We start from the raw sequence: 18,878 nt of genomic DNA on the forward strand, positions 1-18,878 counted from the left end.
GCCTGTTAGTTACAGGCGCTCAATAGCAATATTGCTTTGGGTAATTAAACCGGTTCTTGGAAGATGACTGTATCTGCTTTCTTAGTGTATTCTTCCATCTTGTGGAAGTTTAAGTAGCGATATGTATCAGCTGCCGTGGCATCAATTTGCTTGGCATATTCTAGGTACTCATCCTTGGTTGGGATTTTTCCGAGAATAGCTCCAACCGCTGCCAACTCAGCAGAAGATAAGTAGACATTGGCCCCATTACCAAGACGGTTAGGGAAGTTACGTGTAGACGTTGACATCACTGTCGCTTTGTCCGCAACTCTCGCTTGGTTGCCCATACACAGAGAGCACCCAGGAGTTTCAATACGCACCCCTGCACGGCCATAAATTCCGTAGTACCCCTCTGATGTGAGCTGATCTCTGTCCATTTTTGTTGGTGGAGCAACCCATAGGCGAGTATCTAACTGACCACCAAACTGCTCCAATAATTTACCAGCAGCACGGAAGTGACCAATATTAGTCATACATGAACCGATGAATACCTCATCAATCTTGGTATTTTGAACATCAGATAATAGACGAGCATCATCTGGATCATTCGGCGCACAAAGTATCGGCTCTGTGATTTCAGCTAAATCAATGTCAATTACGTGCGCATATTCCGCATCAGTATCCGCTTCCATAAGCTCAGGATTAGCAACCCATTCTTCCATCGCGGTTATACGGCGCTCTATAGTACGGCGATCGCCATAACCTTCAGAAATCATCCATTTCAGCATGACAATATTCGAGTTTAGGTACTCTTCAATCGACTTCTGAGAGAGCTTGACTGTACAGCCGGCAGCAGAACGTTCAGCTGATGCATCCGATAACTCAAATGCTTGCTCGACAGTTAGATGTTCAACCCCTTCAATTTCTAATACTCGACCTGAGAATTCATTGATCTTACCTGCTTTTTCAACCGTAAGTAAGCCTTGCTTAATCCCGTAGTATGGAATGGCATGAACAAGATCCCGAAGTGTAATTCCAGGCTGCATCTCGCCCTTAAAGCGAACTAAAATCGATTCAGGCATATCCAATGGCATAACACCTGTAGCGGCGGCAAATGCGACCAAACCTGAGCCAGCTGGGAAAGAAATACCGAGTGGGAAGCGAGTATGCGAGTCACCACCGGTCCCCACAGTATCAGGAAGAAGCATTCTGTTGAGCCAAGAGTGAATAACACCATCACCAGGACGCAGAGATACACCACCACGGTTCATAATGAAATCAGGCAATGTGTGATGAGTATTGACATCAACAGGCTTTGGATACGCAGAAGTATGGCAGAAGGATTGCATTACCAAATCAGTAGAAAAACCTAAACAGGCTAAATCTTTCAATTCATCTCGCGTCATAGGTCCTGTGGTATCTTGAGAGCCCACAGTGGTCATCTTAGGCTCACAGTATGTACCTGGGCGAATTCCTTCAACGCCACACGCCTTACCAACCATTTTTTGAGCCAGAGAATACCCTTTACCCGAGTCAGCAACAGTACCAGGTTTACGGAAAATATCTGAAGCTTCAAGGCCAAGCGATTGACGCGCCTTGTCTGTCAAACCACGTCCAATGATAAGCGGAATACGACCGCCAGCACGGACTTCATCGATAATTACATCAGTTTTCAGACCAAACTCAGCTAAAGTATCACCAGTAGTATGATTACACACTTTACCTTCATATGGATAAACATCAATCACATCGCCCATGTTAAGGTTAGAGACGTCAACTTCAATAGGCAAAGCTCCTGCATCTTCCATGGTATTGAAGAAGATAGGTGCTATTTTCCCACCAAGAACATACCCACCAGCACGCTTGTTCGGCACATTAGGAATATCATCCCCCATAAACCACAACACTGAATTGGTTGCCGATTTACGTGATGAGCCTGTTCCGACTACATCTCCAACATACACCAGCTGATGGCCCTTTTTCTTCAGTGTTTCAATCTGAGCTATTGGGCCGATACTGCCTAGCTTATCTGGTGTTATACCATCACGCTCATTTTTCAACATGGCTAGAGCATGAACAGGAATATCTGGTCGTGACCAAGCATCTGGAGCTGGTGAAAGGTCATCCGTATTAGTTTCGCCTGTCACCTTAAAAACTGTTAGAGTGATTTTTTTCTCAAGCTCTGGTTTGGATAAAAACCATTCAGCATCTGCCCAAGACTGCATAATTTTCTTAGCATGTGCATTACCTGCTTTCGCTTTTTCTTCTACGTCATAAAAAGCATCAAACATCAATAATGTGTGCGATAAAGCTCTCACTGCAATCGGAGCCAGAGCTTCATCTTCAATCAGATCTACAAGGGGTGCTATGTTATAACCACCTTGCATTGTTCCCAATAACTGAGCGGCTTTTTCACGACTCACTAGAGGGGATTTAACTTCACCTTTAGTCACCGCTGTGAGAAAACCGGCTTTAACATAAGCCGCCTCATCCACACCAGGAGGGATACGATTCTCAAGCAAGTCAAGAAGTACGGCTTCTTCACCTTGAGGGGGATTTTTCAGTAGTTCAACAAGACCAGCAACTTGTTCAGCGTCTAGTGGTTTCGGAACAACTCCTTCATCAGCACGCTCTGCGACGTGTTTACGGTAGGCTTCAAGCACGACTTTTTCCTCTCATTGCGGTTCCTTCGTTATTATTACTATTATTCAAAAGTAACGAAGTGAACATCCTTGGAAACTTGGTTCTCACTAATAACACTATTATCTAAAACTTGTATTAACTTGTATTAAAGAGACCAAACTTTGGGCGCTAGGATAGCAAAATTAACGATAAATTAAAATCTCATCATCTTGACCAACATAGCAAGTTATAACTAAAGTCCCATGATTTTCTTTACTTTGTTTCCATGTTCGCACACCCTAACAATTAATCATTCATATTACTAATTATGGGATATTTATTTAAAACTGGTTCCAATAATAAGATAGAAAGAATCATAGCTCTGTTCTGTTCTGCCGTAACCTAACATAATTGGCCCAACTGGGGAGTCAATACCGGCAAATATAGACCCTGCACCATACAAGGGTGCTGTATCAGCATTGATGCTGGGATCTGACCAAACACCTCCATATTCTATTGATAATCCTAGATAAAAAGGCGACGAAAAAAGGCCGAAGTCATTATCAAACCAACGATATCGATATATTAAACTACCAAAAATTTTATTCTGACCAATGAGGCTGTTGCGAGGAATTCCAGATAAGTTTAAAAAGCCGCCAAGTTCTTTAGGATTAATAAGGAGTGCCGAGTTTTTACTTTCCGCTACCCCAACATCAAGATTGGCGACCAAGGTATGGCGATAAAAGCTGTGGGCATAGATTGCCTTGGCCCCGTACTCGAAAGCGGTATCTTCATTGTGTCCTTCGAATATACTGCCCGTCACTCCGATACTATCATCATGTGACACTAAATAATCCAGATCTAAATACCAACCCTTACTAGGCAAACTGTAGTTATCTAACGTGTCGATACGATAATTAATAAAACCTCCAACCCTCTTGTATGACACATTACCAAGAGAAGGGAGTGAAGCGAGCTCTCCTGTACCGTCGGTGTATCTAACACCAAACTTAATCCGATTCCAAAGAGTGTTTTGATAACCAAGTGCCCATTCTGCTCCCCATTCATTAAAGTCCATTGGAATGTAGTCACGAGTAGCGCTCAGAGACGTATCCTCCATACCGCCTTTAGGTAGGTTGACTTTTTCGCTACTATAAGAACCAATAACAGTGGTGAAGAAGTCTGTGTTAAACAAAAGTGGGCTATACAATTCTCCCAAGACAAGTTTGTCAGAGCCCATTTCGATATTGAGCCTAAATTCTGCTCCCAAAGAATTTAAATCCGTAAAATTGGTTGAGACTCCAATAGAATATTGACTGTCAGTTTCGAAATCATCCTCTAGAAAAAAGCGAAAGTTGACATAGTTTGGCCCCCATGATTTTTCTCGAATATTGAGCACCAAAGTATTTTGATTATCAATTTCCTCATAGCGGTAAGTGATAAGCTCGAATCGATCCAATGCGTATAGGTTTTGAACACTATTTTCGATTTCAGCTGTTGGGTAGCGTCTACCTTGATCGAGTTTAAGGTATTTTTTCAGCGCCTCTTCACTGTAATGACTGTGATTATGGATAACAATTTGTTCGACTATTATTTCATCGCCATAGCGAAGTTTTCGCCTAGCATCTTCTTTATGGTCAATGTAGTCCTGATACTCGGATGATGACACGCTATATTGTGCAAGCTTTAGCTTATTGGTGATTGCAGCTTGATAACCTTGCTGAAAAGCAAACGGCATTTTTTCAAATGCCGTTGTTTCCATATCTCCAACTTGAGGCTTAAGGAAAACATCCCTATCTGTCAATGTTTTAGCCTGACGATTTGTTGTACTCCGCACTAGATAATTTGACAACTGATCGGCAACAGTAAATAAGGTTGTAAACTCCTCTTCTTCTCTGTAATCCGTACTGATATCAACAGCGATGACAACATCAGCTCCCAATGCTCTGGCTACATCAACGGGCATATTATTGGTTACGCCACCATCCACTAACAATTGGCCATTAAGCTCATAAGGAGGCAATGCCCCTGGCACAGACATACTCGCCATCATGGCATCAACTAAATACCCATCCCCAATAACAACAGGCTTCAATTCAATAATATCGGTTGCAACAGAGCGATAAGGTATGGCGAGATCATCGAAAGACGTAAACGGTGGTAGATTACCGGATGTCTCACGTAAAATTTTCAGCATCCCTTGCCCCTGAACTATACCTCGAGCGGCATGAACTTCCCCCCAACGTAAACCTAAATCTGTCGTAAGTTGATACCTGTCCTCATACTCTTTATCACGCACACGACGCTGACTACGATCGACTCTATCACGATAACCACTGTTCCAATCCACTGTCGTAATAAAGCTCTCGATTTCGTCAGCGCTCATCCCCGTTGAATATAAGCCACCAACGTATGCCCCCATACTGGTTCCAGTAATATAGTCCACTGGAATTTTGAGTTCTTCTAGAGCCTTTAGCACGCCAATATGAGCCGCTCCCTTGGCTCCTCCTCCAGCAAGGACCAGTGCAATTTGGGGTCGTTTAACTTCATCAGACTGTTGAGGTATTGCCGACATAGCACTTGGCAGCGACAGTACACTGATAAGTAAAAAGCACAATACCTTCTTCACTCTCCAACTCCTTTTTGGGTAACACAGATGTAAAACTTAATTAATTGAGAATTACCAGCTGAATAACTTTTTAATCCATTGTGTAGGCTGATTTTCACACTGTTGCTTCAATCGATTGTCAACGTCCCACATAGGAAGTTTAAATGCATTATCACAATCTAGTTGGAGGCTTCCGTTATCAGTATAAGTAAAACCAAGAGTGCTTATTCCTTGCGGCCAAGGTAAAGATAAGGTTTCAGGAATACGATGCTTTAGGTATTCCGCATACACTCTCAGTGCGCCGCTAGAACCTGTCAACTTGGTCGGCTGGTTATCATCGCGGCCAAGCCAGACAGTCGTCACTTCACGACCATCGATACCAACAAACCAACTATCACGAGTATCGTTACTGGTGCCTGTTTTTCCTGCCAATGCTGCCCAACCAAACTGACTATTAAGATATCGACCCGTTCCCTCCAACACACCGCGTTTCATCGCATAAGTCGTCAGCCAAGCAGCTTGCTGATCAATGGTTTGTGAAGTTTTAGGTAAAGATTGGAATAGCACATTACCTTCCTTGTCTACCACAGAGCGCAGTGCGGATAACTGAGAGCGCTTACCAGAGTTGGTCAATGTTTGATACATCTGCGCCACCTGAAAAGGTGTCAACGTGAAAGAACCGAGGAACATCGAAGGGACAGGCCTAACTTCATTACGATCGACACCAAGTTTGGCAAGTGTATCGATAACATTCGAAATACCTAACTGCATGCCTAATTCAACAGTAGGCACATTGAGTGACTTGGCGAGTGCCAAATACAAAGGTACATCACCTCTGAATTTTCGATCATAGTTACGTGGCGACCAAACACTACCTTTAGAGCCTTTTAGGCTAATAGGCTTATCATGCAAAGTAGTCGCAAGATTGTACTTTTGGGGTTGTTCTAAAGCTGTTAAATACACAGCAGGCTTAACTAGTGACCCAATTTGACGACTGGCATTTAAAGCACGATTAAAACCATCATAACCAGTGCGTTTTCCTCCAACCATAGCGCGTATTTCACCAGTATGACGGTCAACTGCAATCGCAGCACCTTCTAGAGATTTACCAGCTACTTGACTCAACTGTGGGATTTTTCTCGCGATTGCCTGCTCTAGTTCCTGTTGTGATACAGGATCTAGGGAAGTAAAGACCCTTAGTCCAACATCAGACTTAAATACGCTCCCCACTTTTTGTTTTAGTTCTATTTTAAGTTGTTGAAAATAAGCAGGCTGACGGCTAGCAATACGAGGGTTATCTTGTATATCCAGTGGACGGCTAGCGGCTATTTCATACTGACTTGCACTCAACACCCCTTGCTGCATCATCAGGCGTAACACAAGATCTCTACGCTCTTTAGCTCTCTCTGGATAGCGTATTGGGTTGTAATATGAAGGCCCTTTTACCATACCCACTAACAGAGCAAGCTGATCAATTCTGAGTTCTTGAATCGGTTGACCAAAATACAACCTAGAGGCCAAACCAAAACCATGAATCGCTTCACCACGGCTTTGACCTAAGTAAACCTCATTGAGGTATCCTTCTAAGATACGATCTTTGCTGTACCTATAATCAATAATTAGGGCCATATAAGCTTCACGTAACTTACGCCACAATGTCCTATCGCGAGAAAGGAAAATGTTCTTCGCTAACTGCTGAGTCAGGGTACTTCCACCCTGAACCGTTCTTCCCGCTTTAAGGTTCGCCACCATAGCACGTGCAATCGCTAATGGTGATACTCCATCATGCTGATAAAAATCCCTATCTTCCGTCACCAACAAAGCATCAACCATAATTTCTGGAAACTGATCTCTCCTTAGGAACAAGCGCTGTTCATCATGATCTTTTTCTAACATTCCCAGCATTTTAGGTTCAATACGTAAGTAGCCAAGATCAGCTGACTTCTCTAATGATTTAATCTGCTTCAAGCCTGCGGTATCAAAATATAACATGACATGGCGATCGGGTTCTGGCCCATTAGTAAACTCAAACGGACGGCGAAATAATTCAATCTTGGTGGAAGAAGAAGAATACTCTCCAGGGTAACGAGGGTGGCGAACTTTACGATAATTGAGCACATCTAACTCATTACGTACTTCTTGTATTGAAATACTATCACCCGGAGCAAGATTTAGAATCCGTGCATAAACCACAGTTGGTAAATCAAATAATTGCCCCTCAAAACGCTGCTTAACCACACTATCAAGGTATACGCCAACAAATACGATTAAAACCAAGCCCGCTAAGCATACTTTCCAAGAAACACTCCAAAGCATCTTTAACCAACTGCGTTGATTTTCCTTTGAGCGCTTACGCTTTGCCGATGATGGTTTACGTGGTGACTTGTTACCGGTTTTTGCTTTGTTATTATTGGGAGTTGATTTCTTGCTCATGAGTTTAGTTGCCGCTTAGTTTTTGTCGTAGCCACGTGATTGGCAGGATCATCTGGCCATACATGCTTGGGGTAACGCCCTTTCATCTCTTTTTGCACTTCTTTATAGGATCCGGCCCAAAAGCTTGCCAAATCACGTGTTACTTGTAACGGACGCTGTGCAGGAGACAGCAGTTCCACCAGTAAAGTTTTATTCCCCTGCGCTATTTGTGGTGATACTTGCTCACCAAACATTTCCTGCATGCGAACAGACAGCACAGCTTCTTGGCCATGCTGATAGCGAATCTTTTTTTTCGTCCCTGTTGGTAAGACGTAATACACAGGTAACCATTGATCTATTTTCTGATTTAGTGGCCAAGAAAGATAGGACATTAACGCTGGTTCAATATCGATTGTTTGCATTGCTTTTAGTGAAGTAACTCCAATTAAATATGGCTCAAGCCATTGCTCAAGATTTTCTAGTAGCTCCTCTTCAGTCATGTCCGGCCATGTATAATCTGGTAACCAATCTGCAGCGCAACGAATCCGTTCCAGCGTTTGCTTACTTTTCTCCGACCAGTTTAATACACCTAACCCTTTGCGTCTTACATAGTTGAGTAAAGCTTGGGTGATTTTTTTTGCTTCAGGACTCGGTAAAGTAATCCTCTCGATGATCAAGCTGCCAATACATTTTTGCGACTCAGCTTTCAAGCGCCCTTTGGCATCATCCCAATCAATACTTTCATGAATCAGGAAGAATTGATGACACCATTTCTCAAGTACCATCAATTGAAGTTCTACCGCTAAAAAAATCCTAGAAGAACCAGAATGACTACGCATGAGATCAGCAATAACTATATATTCTGATGTCGCTAGTCCTTCGTAATTACTCATCTCTGCTCCATGGCTGTTAGAAAGCAAAAACTTACCAACTTGCCCTTTCCGCAATTGTGCTATTCGGTCTGGAAATGCAGTGGCTAACATAACAGCAACTAGAGATTCATCGATAAAAGAATGTGAAAAGTTGCACGAAAGTTTGCACGCTAAGGCTAAACCTCGCTGATAAACAACGTTCTGCTGAGCATGTACCCCTCGCTTAAAACGGTCGACCGAATGTAAAAAATTCACACAATCACGCTCTGGCGTTTCCAACAATGCAGCGACTGCTGGTGCCGTATCTTGCCATGCTTGTACTTTTGAATAGGTCAACATTGCTGCAATTCTTGGTTCTACCCCAAGTTCACAAGCCAACTTGCCTTGTGCGGTTAGCTGATATTTGCTATCCAATAAACCAAGCCGAATGAGTAACTGTTTTGATTGTTCAATAGCCCCCTTTGGAGGAACATCAAGCCACTTTAAGTCCGTTGGTTCAGTCGTCCCCCATTGCACTAACTCAAACGTTAAACTCAATAAGTCTGAAGAAATAATTTCTGCGGAAGGAACCTCTGGCTGCTGTTTCATTTGGCTCTCAGAATACAGCCTGACACAAATACCTGCTTCTAGCCGCCCCGCTCGTCCTGCCCTTTGCTCCGCCGATGATTGAGCAATACGAATTTGCTCAAGCTTAGTGACTCCATTTTTAACATCAAACTTCGCCGTTCGCTGCAAACCAGAATCTATCACAATACGTACACCTTCTATCGTCAAGGAGGTTTCGGCAATATTGGTGGCCAACACAACTTTACGTCGACCTTTGGTAGAAGCTTGAATAGCGGCTTGCTGCTGCTGAACATTCAATTGCCCATACAAAGGGCAAATATCTATATTTTCCGCTAGACCTGTTAAGCTCTGAGCAACATACTTAATCGCAGCGATACCGGGCAAAAACGCTAATAATGATCCCACCTCTGTGCTTAACAAGGAATAAATCTGTGCCACCATAGCTTGCTCATAGCCTTGGTTCGGTTTTAAAGGATGATAGCGATACTCAACCGGATAATGTCGACCTTGGGACTCAATATATATCGAGTCTGGCATCAATTGCCCAAGAGCATCTTGGTCCAAGGTCGCTGACATAATGACTAACTTTAAATCACCTCGTAATACTTCCTGAACCTCAAGAGAAAGCGCCAAAGCTGTATCAGCATGAATACTACGTTCGTGAAACTCATCAAAAATCAGTAAAGATACATTGGTGAGCTCGGGATCAGTTTGGATCATGCGGGTTAAAATCCCTTCAGTGACTATCTCTAGTTTGGTGTTCGCACTAACTTTAGATTCCCCTTTCATTCGATAACCAACGCGTTGACCAAGCCTTTCCCCTAGCTGTTGCGCAAGATAATAAGCAATGTTACGTGCAGCTAAGCGTCTTGGCTCTAGCATGATTATCTTTCCATCAACTAAATTCTCAGCCAATAACCGTAATGGGAAATAGGTTGATTTGCCTGCACCAGGCGCTGCCTTAAGGATCACTTGGGAGTGAGTTCGAATACCAGATAGTAACTCTGACATCACGCTCTCTATGGGAAGCTGTGACAATTGAAAAACCTTATGGTGTAATAATGTAAATATTGTACATAAATCCAGCCTCAAATGAAGTTTGAACCTCAATTGCAGCCCGCTACTTTGATTAAACGCTATAAACGTTTTCTTGCAGACATCCGCTTATCCGATGGTTCAGAAATAACCATCCACTGTGCTAATACTGGTGCAATGACTGGCTGCGCAACACCTGATAATACCATTTGGTATTCAACATCAAACAACCCCAAACGCAAGTATCCACACAGTTGGGAACTGACCAAAACTGAAAATGGAGACACAATTTGTGTTAACACTGCCCGATCAAATCAACTCGCTGTAGAAGCTATCGAATCAGGTACAATCAATGAATTGATAGGATACGAGCAAATTAAAACTGAAGTTCAATATGGCGATGAAAATAGCCGAATTGATATACTGCTCATGTCATCACAGCGACCTAACTGCTATATAGAAGTGAAAAGCGTGACTTTACTTGATGAGTTACATCAAGGTCAGGGATACTTTCCCGATGCAGTAACCACTCGTGGACAGAAGCACCTGAGAGAGCTCACAAAAATGGTCCAAAATGGATACAGAGCAGTACTTTTATTCACAGTTTTGCATTCTGGTATTGAAAAAGTCTCTCCTGCACACCATATAGACCCACAATATTCAAAATTATTGAAGAGTGCGCAAGAACAAGGCGTAGAAGTACTGTGCTATACCGCACAACTATCAAACACTGAGATGAAGCTAATAGAATCTATCAGTTTCATCGGTTAAGAGAAAAAATGGTGTCATCTTCACATTGACAGCAAGTTTACTCTACAGAGTTTGCCTCACTTTGTTCTTTTTGCTATAGATAGCCGCCTTAAAATCCAACTGCTAGGCAGTGGATTAGGTGTAAGTAGGAGATGCTGCATGTCAGAATCGAAAAAAAAAGCGCTAGGCATCCTAGCCATTGCAGGGGTTGAGCCATATACAGAGAAAGCTGGTGAAGAATACATGTCATCAGATCAACTGGCTCATTTCACAAAAATTTTGACAGCATGGCGTAACCAGCTCAGGGAAGAAGTTGATCGCACTGTGCACCATATGCAGGACGAAGCAGCAAATTTCCCTGATCCTGTTGATCGTGCATCTCAAGAAGAAGAATTTAGCTTAGAACTTCGCAATAGAGATCGAGAGCGCCGTCTTATTAAAAAAATTGAAAAAACACTCAATAAAATTGAAGAAGATGATTTTGGTTTCTGTGAGTCTTGTGGGGTTGAAATTGGTATTCGTCGTTTAGAAGCTCGTCCTACAGCTGATCTATGTATCGATTGTAAAACGCTGGCGGAAATCAAAGAAAAGCAGATGCAAGGTTAAGTGTGAACACAACACTAACTACAGAGGGAGCATTGGCTCTCTTTTTGATTTGATAAACTAGAATTTCAAGATGACTTATATTGGCCGTTTTGCCCCTTCTCCTTCAGGGCCCCTGCATTTTGGCTCGCTGGTCGCAGCTTTAGGCAGTTACTTTCAGGCAAAATCTCAGCAAGGAAAATGGCTGGTACGTATAGAAGATCTCGACCCTCCAAGAGAAGTCTTTGGAGCCGCAGATTTAATTTTGCGTACTTTGGAAGCCTACCACCTATACTGGGATGGAGAAGTCATCTATCAAAGCCAGCGTCATTCTCTTTATCAAGCACAGCTAGAATATTGGCTTGCATCAAAACAAGCGTATTACTGCCAATGCACTCGTAAACAAGTGAAAATCATGGGTGGATATTATGATGGTACTTGCCGTCATCGCACAATAAATGATATTAATAATTGCGCAATTCGCTTAGTCATGACGCATCCGGTTGAGTTATTTATAGATAGGAAACATGGCCAATTAAATATTCCTTCTCAACTTGCTCACGAAGACTTTATTGTTAAACGAAGAGACGGTTTGTTTGCCTATAACCTAGCAGTTGTTATTGATGATATCGCTCAGGGAATTACTGAGGTAGTGCGTGGTGCAGATTTAATTGAGCCCACTGGTAGACAAATCAGTTTGTACCACATTCTGAATCAGCAGCCCATTGACTATATTCATCTCCCTTTAGCCTTAGATAATCACGGTCAAAAACTGTCCAAACAGAACCACGCTCCTTCGCTCAATCCTGACCACCCAAAACCTGCTTTAATAAGTGCAATGCGTTTTTTAGGTTTTGAAATAAATAAAGAAATTGAGCAGTGCAGTGTAAGTGAGATCATTGATTGGGGCATTGCAAACTGGAGTATTGAAAAAGTACCAGATACAACTGAAGTAACACCGCGATTCTCAAATAGCTCACTGTAGGCTATTATTAGCCGCGAAATTAGCCCTAACGACGTAAACGGAACCATAAGCCAGGCCCAAAATAGGCACACTCGAGTACTGGTGATGAGAGCCGCCAGAAATACGAGTAATTAATGCACATGAATAAAAACAATCAAACACCAAGCAAAAGCGATGTATATCCAGAACTATCTCTGGACGTCATTACACGCCAAGAACATAACATTTCTCGTAAACATATCAGTGACAATGCATTGAAGGTGTTATACCGACTTCATGGAGCAGGCTTTGAAGCTTACCTTGTTGGTGGCGGCGTACGAGACTTATTGCTCGACCAAAGACCAAAAGATTTTGATATAGCGACAAATGCAACACCTGAGCAAATTCGTCAGTTATTTAAGAATTGTCGTCTCATCGGCCGTCGTTTTAGGCTTGCACATATCATGTTTGGTCGCGATATTATCGAAGTAGCCACTTTTAGAGGTCACCATCAAGAGAGCAGTAAAAATATTTCTCAACAATCCAAAGAAGGGATGCTACTGCGCGATAACGTATATGGGACCATAGATGAAGATGCGGAGCGGCGCGATTTCACAATAAATGCCATGTACTACAACATTGGTGATTATGCCATTCATGATTATGCTGGCGGGCATGGCGATCTTGAAGAGCGGTTAGTTCGCTTGATTGGCGATCCTGAAACGCGTTATCGTGAAGACCCTGTTCGCATGCTTCGTGCTGTTCGCTTTGCAGTTAAATTAGACTTCGATATTGAAGAAGATACAGCAGCCCCCATCGAAGAAATGTCTCAACTTTTACAAGACATACCATCGGCACGATTGTATGAAGAGTCTTTAAAAATGTTGCAATCAGGTTTTGGTTTGGAAACCTATCACCTGATGCGTGAATACAATCTATTCCAACAATTATTTCCTATTATTGCTGAGGACTTTACTCAGGACTACTCTTCAAAAGCTGAGCAAATGCTTGACTTGGTTTTAGATTCCACAGACATACGAATTGAAGAAGGCAAACGCATAAACCCAGCATTCATGTTTGCTGCCATGTTGTGGTATCCCCTTTTAGCGCGTGCTGAAATGTTAATGGCAAAACGTAAGCTTTCGGATTACGACGCGATTATGGAGGCAAGTAATTATATTCTTGATGAACAAGTTCGTACCATTGCCATACCTCGTCGCCATACTGCAACTATCCGAGAAATTTGGCAATTACAGCTCCGAATGCCCCGTAGAACTGGGAAACGTGCTTTTCGCTTAATGGAACTTAACAAGTTTCGAGCAGGCTTCGACTTCCTTGATATGAGAGGAGAAATCGAAGCAGGTGAAACTCAGCAACTGGCACAATGGTGGCAAACATTCCAGAATGCGGGACGTGATATGAAACAAGCGATGGTCTCTGATTTAGACTCAGATACACCAGAACAAGGTAAGAAACGTCGCCGCAAGCCATCTCGCAACAAAAAGAACAAGGCTTCACCCTCATGAGCACGGTTTATATCGCTATTGGTAGCAATCTATCTGACCCAGTAGCTCAAGCAAAAAGTGCAATTAATGCACTCAAGCAATTACCAAAGTCTGAGTTCAAACGAAGCTCCATGCTATATACTAGCACGCCGATGGGGCCACAAAACCAACCAGATTACATTAATGCTGTTGTCGAAATTCAAACAGAATTAACGCCCATTGAACTACTCAACTGCACTCAAGCTATTGAGCTAGAACAAGGCCGAGTTCGTAAAGACGATCGTTGGGGCCCTCGTACCCTAGATTTAGATATCATTCTTTACGGCAATGAGGTGATTAATTCCGAGCGTTTAACCATTCCCCATTACGGGATGAAGGAACGTGAATTCGTGCTTTTCCCACTTGTTGAAATTGCACCATGTGTAACTCTCCCATGTGGGACCAGACTAGAAGATTTAGTCTCTATTGTCTCAAAAAATGGTCTGCGTATTTGGCAATCATAGCCAACTCCTTAAAGGTAAAATCATGAAAAAAGTCACCATATCTGACCTAATAAAATGGAAACAGGAAGGTCGTAAATTTGCCACTTCTACTGCCTATGATGCTAGCTTTGCTCAGTTATTTGAGAGTGAAGAAATGCCCGTCCTTCTTGTTGGAGACTCATTAGGAATGGTTCTGCAAGGTACTCCTGATACCTTGCCAGTCACAATTGAGGACGTGGCCTATCATACTCGTTGTGTACGTGCTGGTAGTCCAAATTGTCTTTTGATGGCCGATATGCCCTTTATGACTTACGCCACACCTGAGCAAGCCTGTGAGAATGCAGCCAAGCTAATGCGCGCAGGGGCAAACATGGTAAAAATTGAGGGTGGTGATTGGCTAGTCGAAACAGTAAGAGTATTAACAGAGCGTGCGGTACCTGTTTGTGTTCATCTAGGTTTAACTCCGCAATCGGTACACATTTTTGGTGGTTTTAAAGTTCAAGGACGTGACCAAGACAAAGCTGAACGTATCGTTCGTGATGCAATTGCTCTACAGGAAGCTGGAGCTCAAGTTATATTGTTAGAATGTATTCCTAGAGAGCTAGCAGCGCGTATCACCGATATATGTGACGTACCCGTTATCGGCATCGGTGCAGGCAATGCTACAGATGGTCAAATACTCGTCATGCACGATATGTTCGGAATATCGGTTAACTACATGCCTAAATTTTCAAAAAACTTCCTTGCTGAAACAGGGGATATGCGCCAAGCCATCGCCATGTACAAAGACGAAGTTGAAAGTGGCGTGTTCCCTGGCAATGCCCACACAATTGCGTAAGGAGTTAAATGATGCAAACTTTTGCCGAGATTGCCACATTACGTGAGCAAATTAAGCAATACAAACGTGATGGTCGAAGCATCGCTTTTGTACCAACAATGGGCAACCTGCATGAAGGACATCTAACATTGATGCGCAAAGCCCGTGAACATGCTGACATTGTTGTCGCCAGTATTTTCGTTAATCCGATGCAGTTTGATCGCAGTGATGATCTCAATAATTATCCAAGAACACTTGAAGAAGATCTCAACAAGTTGAGTACTGAAGGTATTGAACTGGTCTTTACTCCTGACCCAGAAGTTATCTATCCTAACGGAACAGACAAACAATCTTTCATTGATGTACCTGGTTTATCCAATATCCTTGAGGGTATATCTCGCCCAGGTCACTTTCGTGGAGTAGCAACCGTAGTGACAAAGCTATTCAATATTGTTCAACCTGACGTAGCCCTTTTTGGTGAAAAAGACTTCCAACAGCTAACTATTATTCAAAAAATGACCGTAGACTTAGCCATGGACATCACGGTAATCAGCGTTCCGACAGTTCGCGAAATGGATGGCCTTGCCATGAGTTCGCGTAATAATTTGTTAACTATGGATGAACGTCAGCGTGCACCAGTTTTAGCCCGCACTATGCGCTGGATCAGTAGCGCGATACGTGGCGGACGCGATGATTACGCCTCGATCATTGAAGATGCTAATGATCAACTTCGGGCTGCTGGGCTACAACCAGACGAAATTTTTATTCGTGATTCCAAAAACTTGTCGGGAGTGACAACAGAATCAACTCAGGCAGTGATCTTGATGTCAGCATTTTTGGGCCAAGCTCGCCTTATCGATAACCAAGTTGTGGATCTTATAGCTGAAACAAAAGAAGAGCCAAGTTCAGAGCAATCTATGGAAAAACCTCAATAGCTAGACTAGGCTAACCTGAATAAAATCAAGCCTTGATCTTATTCAGGTTAGCCATTTTATCTTTTGCTCTAACTTCTCAGACCAATTCCTTTCGACACCAAATAATGTGCAATCGCATAAAGCACCACAACAAATATCGTCAAAACACCAAATGATGTCACAATACCTACGTCAGAAATGCCTAAAAAACCGTAACGAAACCCATTGACCATATAAACAATCGGATTAATTTTTGATACCCATTGCCAAAATTCAGGTAGTAAACTAATCGAATAAAACACCCCACCAAGGTAAGTAAGCGGAGTCAAAACAAAAGTCGGTATTATAGAAATGTCATCAAATGTTTTTGCATAAACCGCATTGATCAACCCCCCAAGAGCAAATACAACTGAAGTCATGAACACTGTCATAATAATCACCCCCCAATGATCAATCTGAAGATCAACAAACAAGAGGGAAACTAAGGTTACAATTAAGCCAACCAATAGCCCACGAGTAACACCTCCCATAACAAAACCAATAATAATCACGTAATTAGGCACGGGAGCGACCAATAACTCTTCAATATTCTTCTGAAATTTAGCACTAAAAAATGAGGAAGCTACATTAGAATATGAATTGGTGATAACTGACATCATAATCAGACCTGGGACGATATACTCCATGTAAGTAAACCCACCCATTTCACCAATTCTCGACCCAATTAAATTGCCAAAGATAATAAAGTATAAAGTCATTGTAATAGCGGGCGGAACCAAAGTTTGAACCCAAATACGAGTAAATCTATGTATCTCTTTACTCATAAGACTACAAAAAGCAGTCCAGTATAGACGGTACATATTACTGCCCCCCTTGACGAACAATATTGACAAAAAGCTCTTCCAATCGATTGGCTTTATTTCGCATCGATAACACCTTAATTCCCTGAGAGGTTAGCTGACTAAAAATTGTATTTAGGCCCTGACTCTTTTCAATTTCAATTTCTAGGGAACCATTCTTGATATTCTGGCTAGTTACGCCATCTAACTGAGGTATCTCAACTCCTTCTTCTAAATCGAGAATAAAAGTTTCCACATGAAGTTTATTAAGCAAAGCTTTCATTGTCGTATTTTCGATCAACTCACCTTTGCTAATAATGCCAATATTTCGACACAACATCTCAGCCTCTTCGAGATAGTGGGTGGTAAGAATAATCGTGATACCTTGCTGATTTATCTGCTTAAGAAATTCCCACATAGAACGACGTAGTTCAATATCAACGCCAGCAGTCGGCTCGTCTAAAATCAATAATTTAGGCTCATGAACTAAGGCCCTAGCTATCATTAGCCGCCTTTTCATTCCCCCCGATAGGTTTCTAGCTCGTTCACTTCGCTTGTCCCACAACTCAAGTTGGGTTAGATATTTTTGAGCTCTTTCCTTCGCAAGCTCTCGTGGCACTCCATAATAACCCGCTTGCTGAAGGATAATCTGTTCTACCGTCTCAAACGGATTAAAATTAAACTCCTGCGGAACCAAACCAAGATGTTGCTTAGCCAATTCAAGGCTTTGATCCATGTCATAACCAAACACTTTCACTCTTCCTGAGGTCTTGTTAACCAGAGATGAGATCACTCCTATAGTCGTTGATTTACCGGCACCATTGGGTCCAAGAAGAGCATAAAAATCTCCTTGGGTAACATTAAGGCTGATACCTTTCAAAGCCTCAAATCCACCTGAGTATGTTTTGTGAAGCTGTTCTATTTCTAATGCGTACATAGTATCCACTGTCATTAATAAGGCTAATTGCATGTCGCAGTTAAGGATCGCTTGAAGCAAAAAGTACGTTGATTGCAACAAAGGCAACCTAACTCACCGAACAACACCACGACTAAAAATGAGTTTATCTTTGAATTCAAACTTACACAATAAATATTTCGGTCAATCTGGAAATATAGAATATTGAACTTTTTATAAAAAAAGAGATTCTATAATACTCTCCATTACAACTTTTAATATTTGCTCTGACTGGGACATCAGATGAGTAGAGTCTCGTGACAATTTGACGAGAAGGAGGGTCTAAGATTGTGTATAGTGGGGTAATGTTCGTTAAGGAATAATTGTAAAATGCCGGAAATAAAACAGCTTTTTGAAAACAACTCAAAATGGTCTGAATCCATTAAGGCTGAACGACCAGAGTACTTTGCAAAACTGAAAGAGGGCCAAAACCCTGATTTTCTATGGATTGGCTGCGCAGATAGCCGAGTTCCAGCAGAACGCCTCACTGGCCTATATTCCGGTGAACTATTTGTACATCGAAATGTTGCAAACCAGGTGATCCATACTGACCTAAATTGTCTGTCAGTAGTACAGTATGCTGTTGAAGTGCTGAAAGTAAAACACATTATTGTCTGTGGGCACTATGGGTGCGGTGGCGTAAATGCCGCAATTGAAAACCCTCAACTGGGCCTAATCAATAATTGGCTATTACATATTCGTGACAATTACCACAAATACAAAACCCAAATTGAATCTCTACCACGAGATCAATGGGGTGACAAACTGTGTGAAATTAATGTCGCTGAACAAGTCTATAATTTGGGCAACTCAACTATTTTGCAGAATGCTTGGGAACGTGGTCAAGAGATTGAAGTTCATGGTGTTGTCTATGGTATTGGTAATGGTAAGTTACAAGACTTAGGTGTGCGCTGCTCTAGCCATAACTCTCTGGAGTCAAGCCATCAAGAAGCTCTGAATAAAATTTTATCTTCGCCAGTACTTGGCTAAAATGAT

General features: G+C 42.2%; 14 protein-coding genes. 8 read left to right on the top strand and 6 right to left on the bottom strand.

Annotated elements, in window-relative coordinates; translation table 11 throughout:
* Positions 1-44: 44 nt before the first annotated feature.
* From acnB to hrpB, 4 genes are all read right to left on the bottom strand, one after another.
* Positions 45-2,642 carry a bifunctional aconitate hydratase 2/2-methylisocitrate dehydratase gene (gene acnB / locus OCV27_RS12510; RefSeq protein WP_125319674.1) on the bottom strand — a complete coding sequence of 866 codons (2,598 nt, stop codon included), beginning with the start codon at positions 2,640-2,642 and terminating at the stop codon, positions 45-47.
* 296 nt (positions 2,643-2,938) lie between these two features.
* Positions 2,939-5,176: a patatin-like phospholipase family protein gene (locus OCV27_RS12515; RefSeq protein ID WP_125319732.1), complete on the bottom strand. Its 2,238-nt coding sequence runs from the start codon at positions 5,174-5,176 to the stop codon at positions 2,939-2,941.
* A gap of 105 nt (positions 5,177-5,281) precedes the next feature.
* Entirely contained in the window at positions 5,282-7,642 is a 2,361-nt protein-coding gene (gene mrcB / locus OCV27_RS12520) for a penicillin-binding protein 1B (RefSeq protein WP_125319675.1), read from the bottom strand.
* Positions 7,639-10,071, bottom strand: a complete 2,433-nt coding sequence (gene hrpB / locus OCV27_RS12525) for an ATP-dependent helicase HrpB (RefSeq protein WP_245986642.1) — start codon at positions 10,069-10,071, stop codon at positions 7,639-7,641. The genes mrcB and hrpB overlap by 4 nt, the downstream gene beginning before the upstream one ends.
* 81 nt (positions 10,072-10,152) lie before the next feature.
* On the opposite strand from hrpB, the gene sfsA reads away from it, so the two are divergent.
* The 7 genes from sfsA to panC all read left to right on the top strand — a co-directional run bounded on the left by sfsA (position 10,153) and on the right by panC (position 16,109).
* Entirely contained in the window at positions 10,153-10,866 is a 714-nt protein-coding gene (gene sfsA / locus OCV27_RS12530; RefSeq protein WP_125319677.1) for a DNA/RNA nuclease SfsA, read from the top strand.
* A gap of 138 nt (positions 10,867-11,004) precedes the next feature.
* Complete coding sequence (dksA, locus tag OCV27_RS12535; protein WP_125319678.1) at positions 11,005-11,451, top strand: RNA polymerase-binding protein DksA; 447 nt, start codon at positions 11,005-11,007, stop codon at positions 11,449-11,451.
* A 70-nt stretch (positions 11,452-11,521) separates the two neighbouring features.
* Positions 11,522-12,412, top strand: a complete 891-nt coding sequence (gene gluQRS, locus OCV27_RS12540) for a tRNA glutamyl-Q(34) synthetase GluQRS (protein ID WP_125319679.1) — start codon at positions 11,522-11,524, stop codon at positions 12,410-12,412.
* A 113-nt stretch (positions 12,413-12,525) separates the two neighbouring features.
* Positions 12,526-13,896 (top strand): polynucleotide adenylyltransferase PcnB, encoded by a 1,371-nt coding sequence (gene pcnB, locus OCV27_RS12545; RefSeq protein WP_125319680.1) that lies wholly within the window; start codon positions 12,526-12,528, stop codon positions 13,894-13,896.
* The gene (gene folK / locus OCV27_RS12550) at positions 13,893-14,378 is read left to right on the top strand and encodes a 2-amino-4-hydroxy-6-hydroxymethyldihydropteridine diphosphokinase (protein ID WP_125319681.1); all 486 of its coding nucleotides are present in this window, start codon (positions 13,893-13,895) and stop codon (positions 14,376-14,378) included. Before pcnB ends, folK begins: the two co-directional genes overlap by 4 nt.
* 22 nt (positions 14,379-14,400) lie before the next feature.
* On the top strand, positions 14,401-15,195 hold the full coding sequence (gene panB, locus OCV27_RS12555; RefSeq protein WP_125319682.1) for a 3-methyl-2-oxobutanoate hydroxymethyltransferase: 795 nt from the start codon (positions 14,401-14,403) through the stop codon (positions 15,193-15,195).
* Between the two features lie 11 nt (positions 15,196-15,206).
* Positions 15,207-16,109 carry a pantoate--beta-alanine ligase gene (gene panC / locus OCV27_RS12560; RefSeq protein WP_125319733.1) on the top strand — a complete coding sequence of 301 codons (903 nt, stop codon included), beginning with the start codon at positions 15,207-15,209 and terminating at the stop codon, positions 16,107-16,109.
* Between the two features lie 68 nt (positions 16,110-16,177).
* On the opposite strand, the gene OCV27_RS12565 is transcribed toward panC, so the two are convergent.
* Positions 16,178-16,948, bottom strand: coding sequence for an ABC transporter permease (locus tag OCV27_RS12565; RefSeq protein WP_125319683.1), 771 nt, complete (start codon positions 16,946-16,948; stop codon positions 16,178-16,180).
* Position 16,949: 1 nt separating this feature from the next.
* Positions 16,950-17,864 (bottom strand): ABC transporter ATP-binding protein, encoded by a 915-nt coding sequence (locus OCV27_RS12570; protein WP_125319734.1) that lies wholly within the window; start codon positions 17,862-17,864, stop codon positions 16,950-16,952.
* Between the two features lie 348 nt (positions 17,865-18,212).
* On the opposite strand from OCV27_RS12570, the gene can reads away from it, so the two are divergent.
* Positions 18,213-18,872: a carbonate dehydratase gene (gene can, locus OCV27_RS12575; RefSeq protein ID WP_125319684.1), complete on the top strand. Its 660-nt coding sequence runs from the start codon at positions 18,213-18,215 to the stop codon at positions 18,870-18,872.
* Positions 18,873-18,878 lie beyond the last annotated feature (6 nt).

It is taken from the genome of Vibrio pectenicida (assembly GCA_024347015.1).
GTDB classification, from domain to species: domain Bacteria; phylum Pseudomonadota; class Gammaproteobacteria; order Enterobacterales; family Vibrionaceae; genus Vibrio; species Vibrio pectenicida.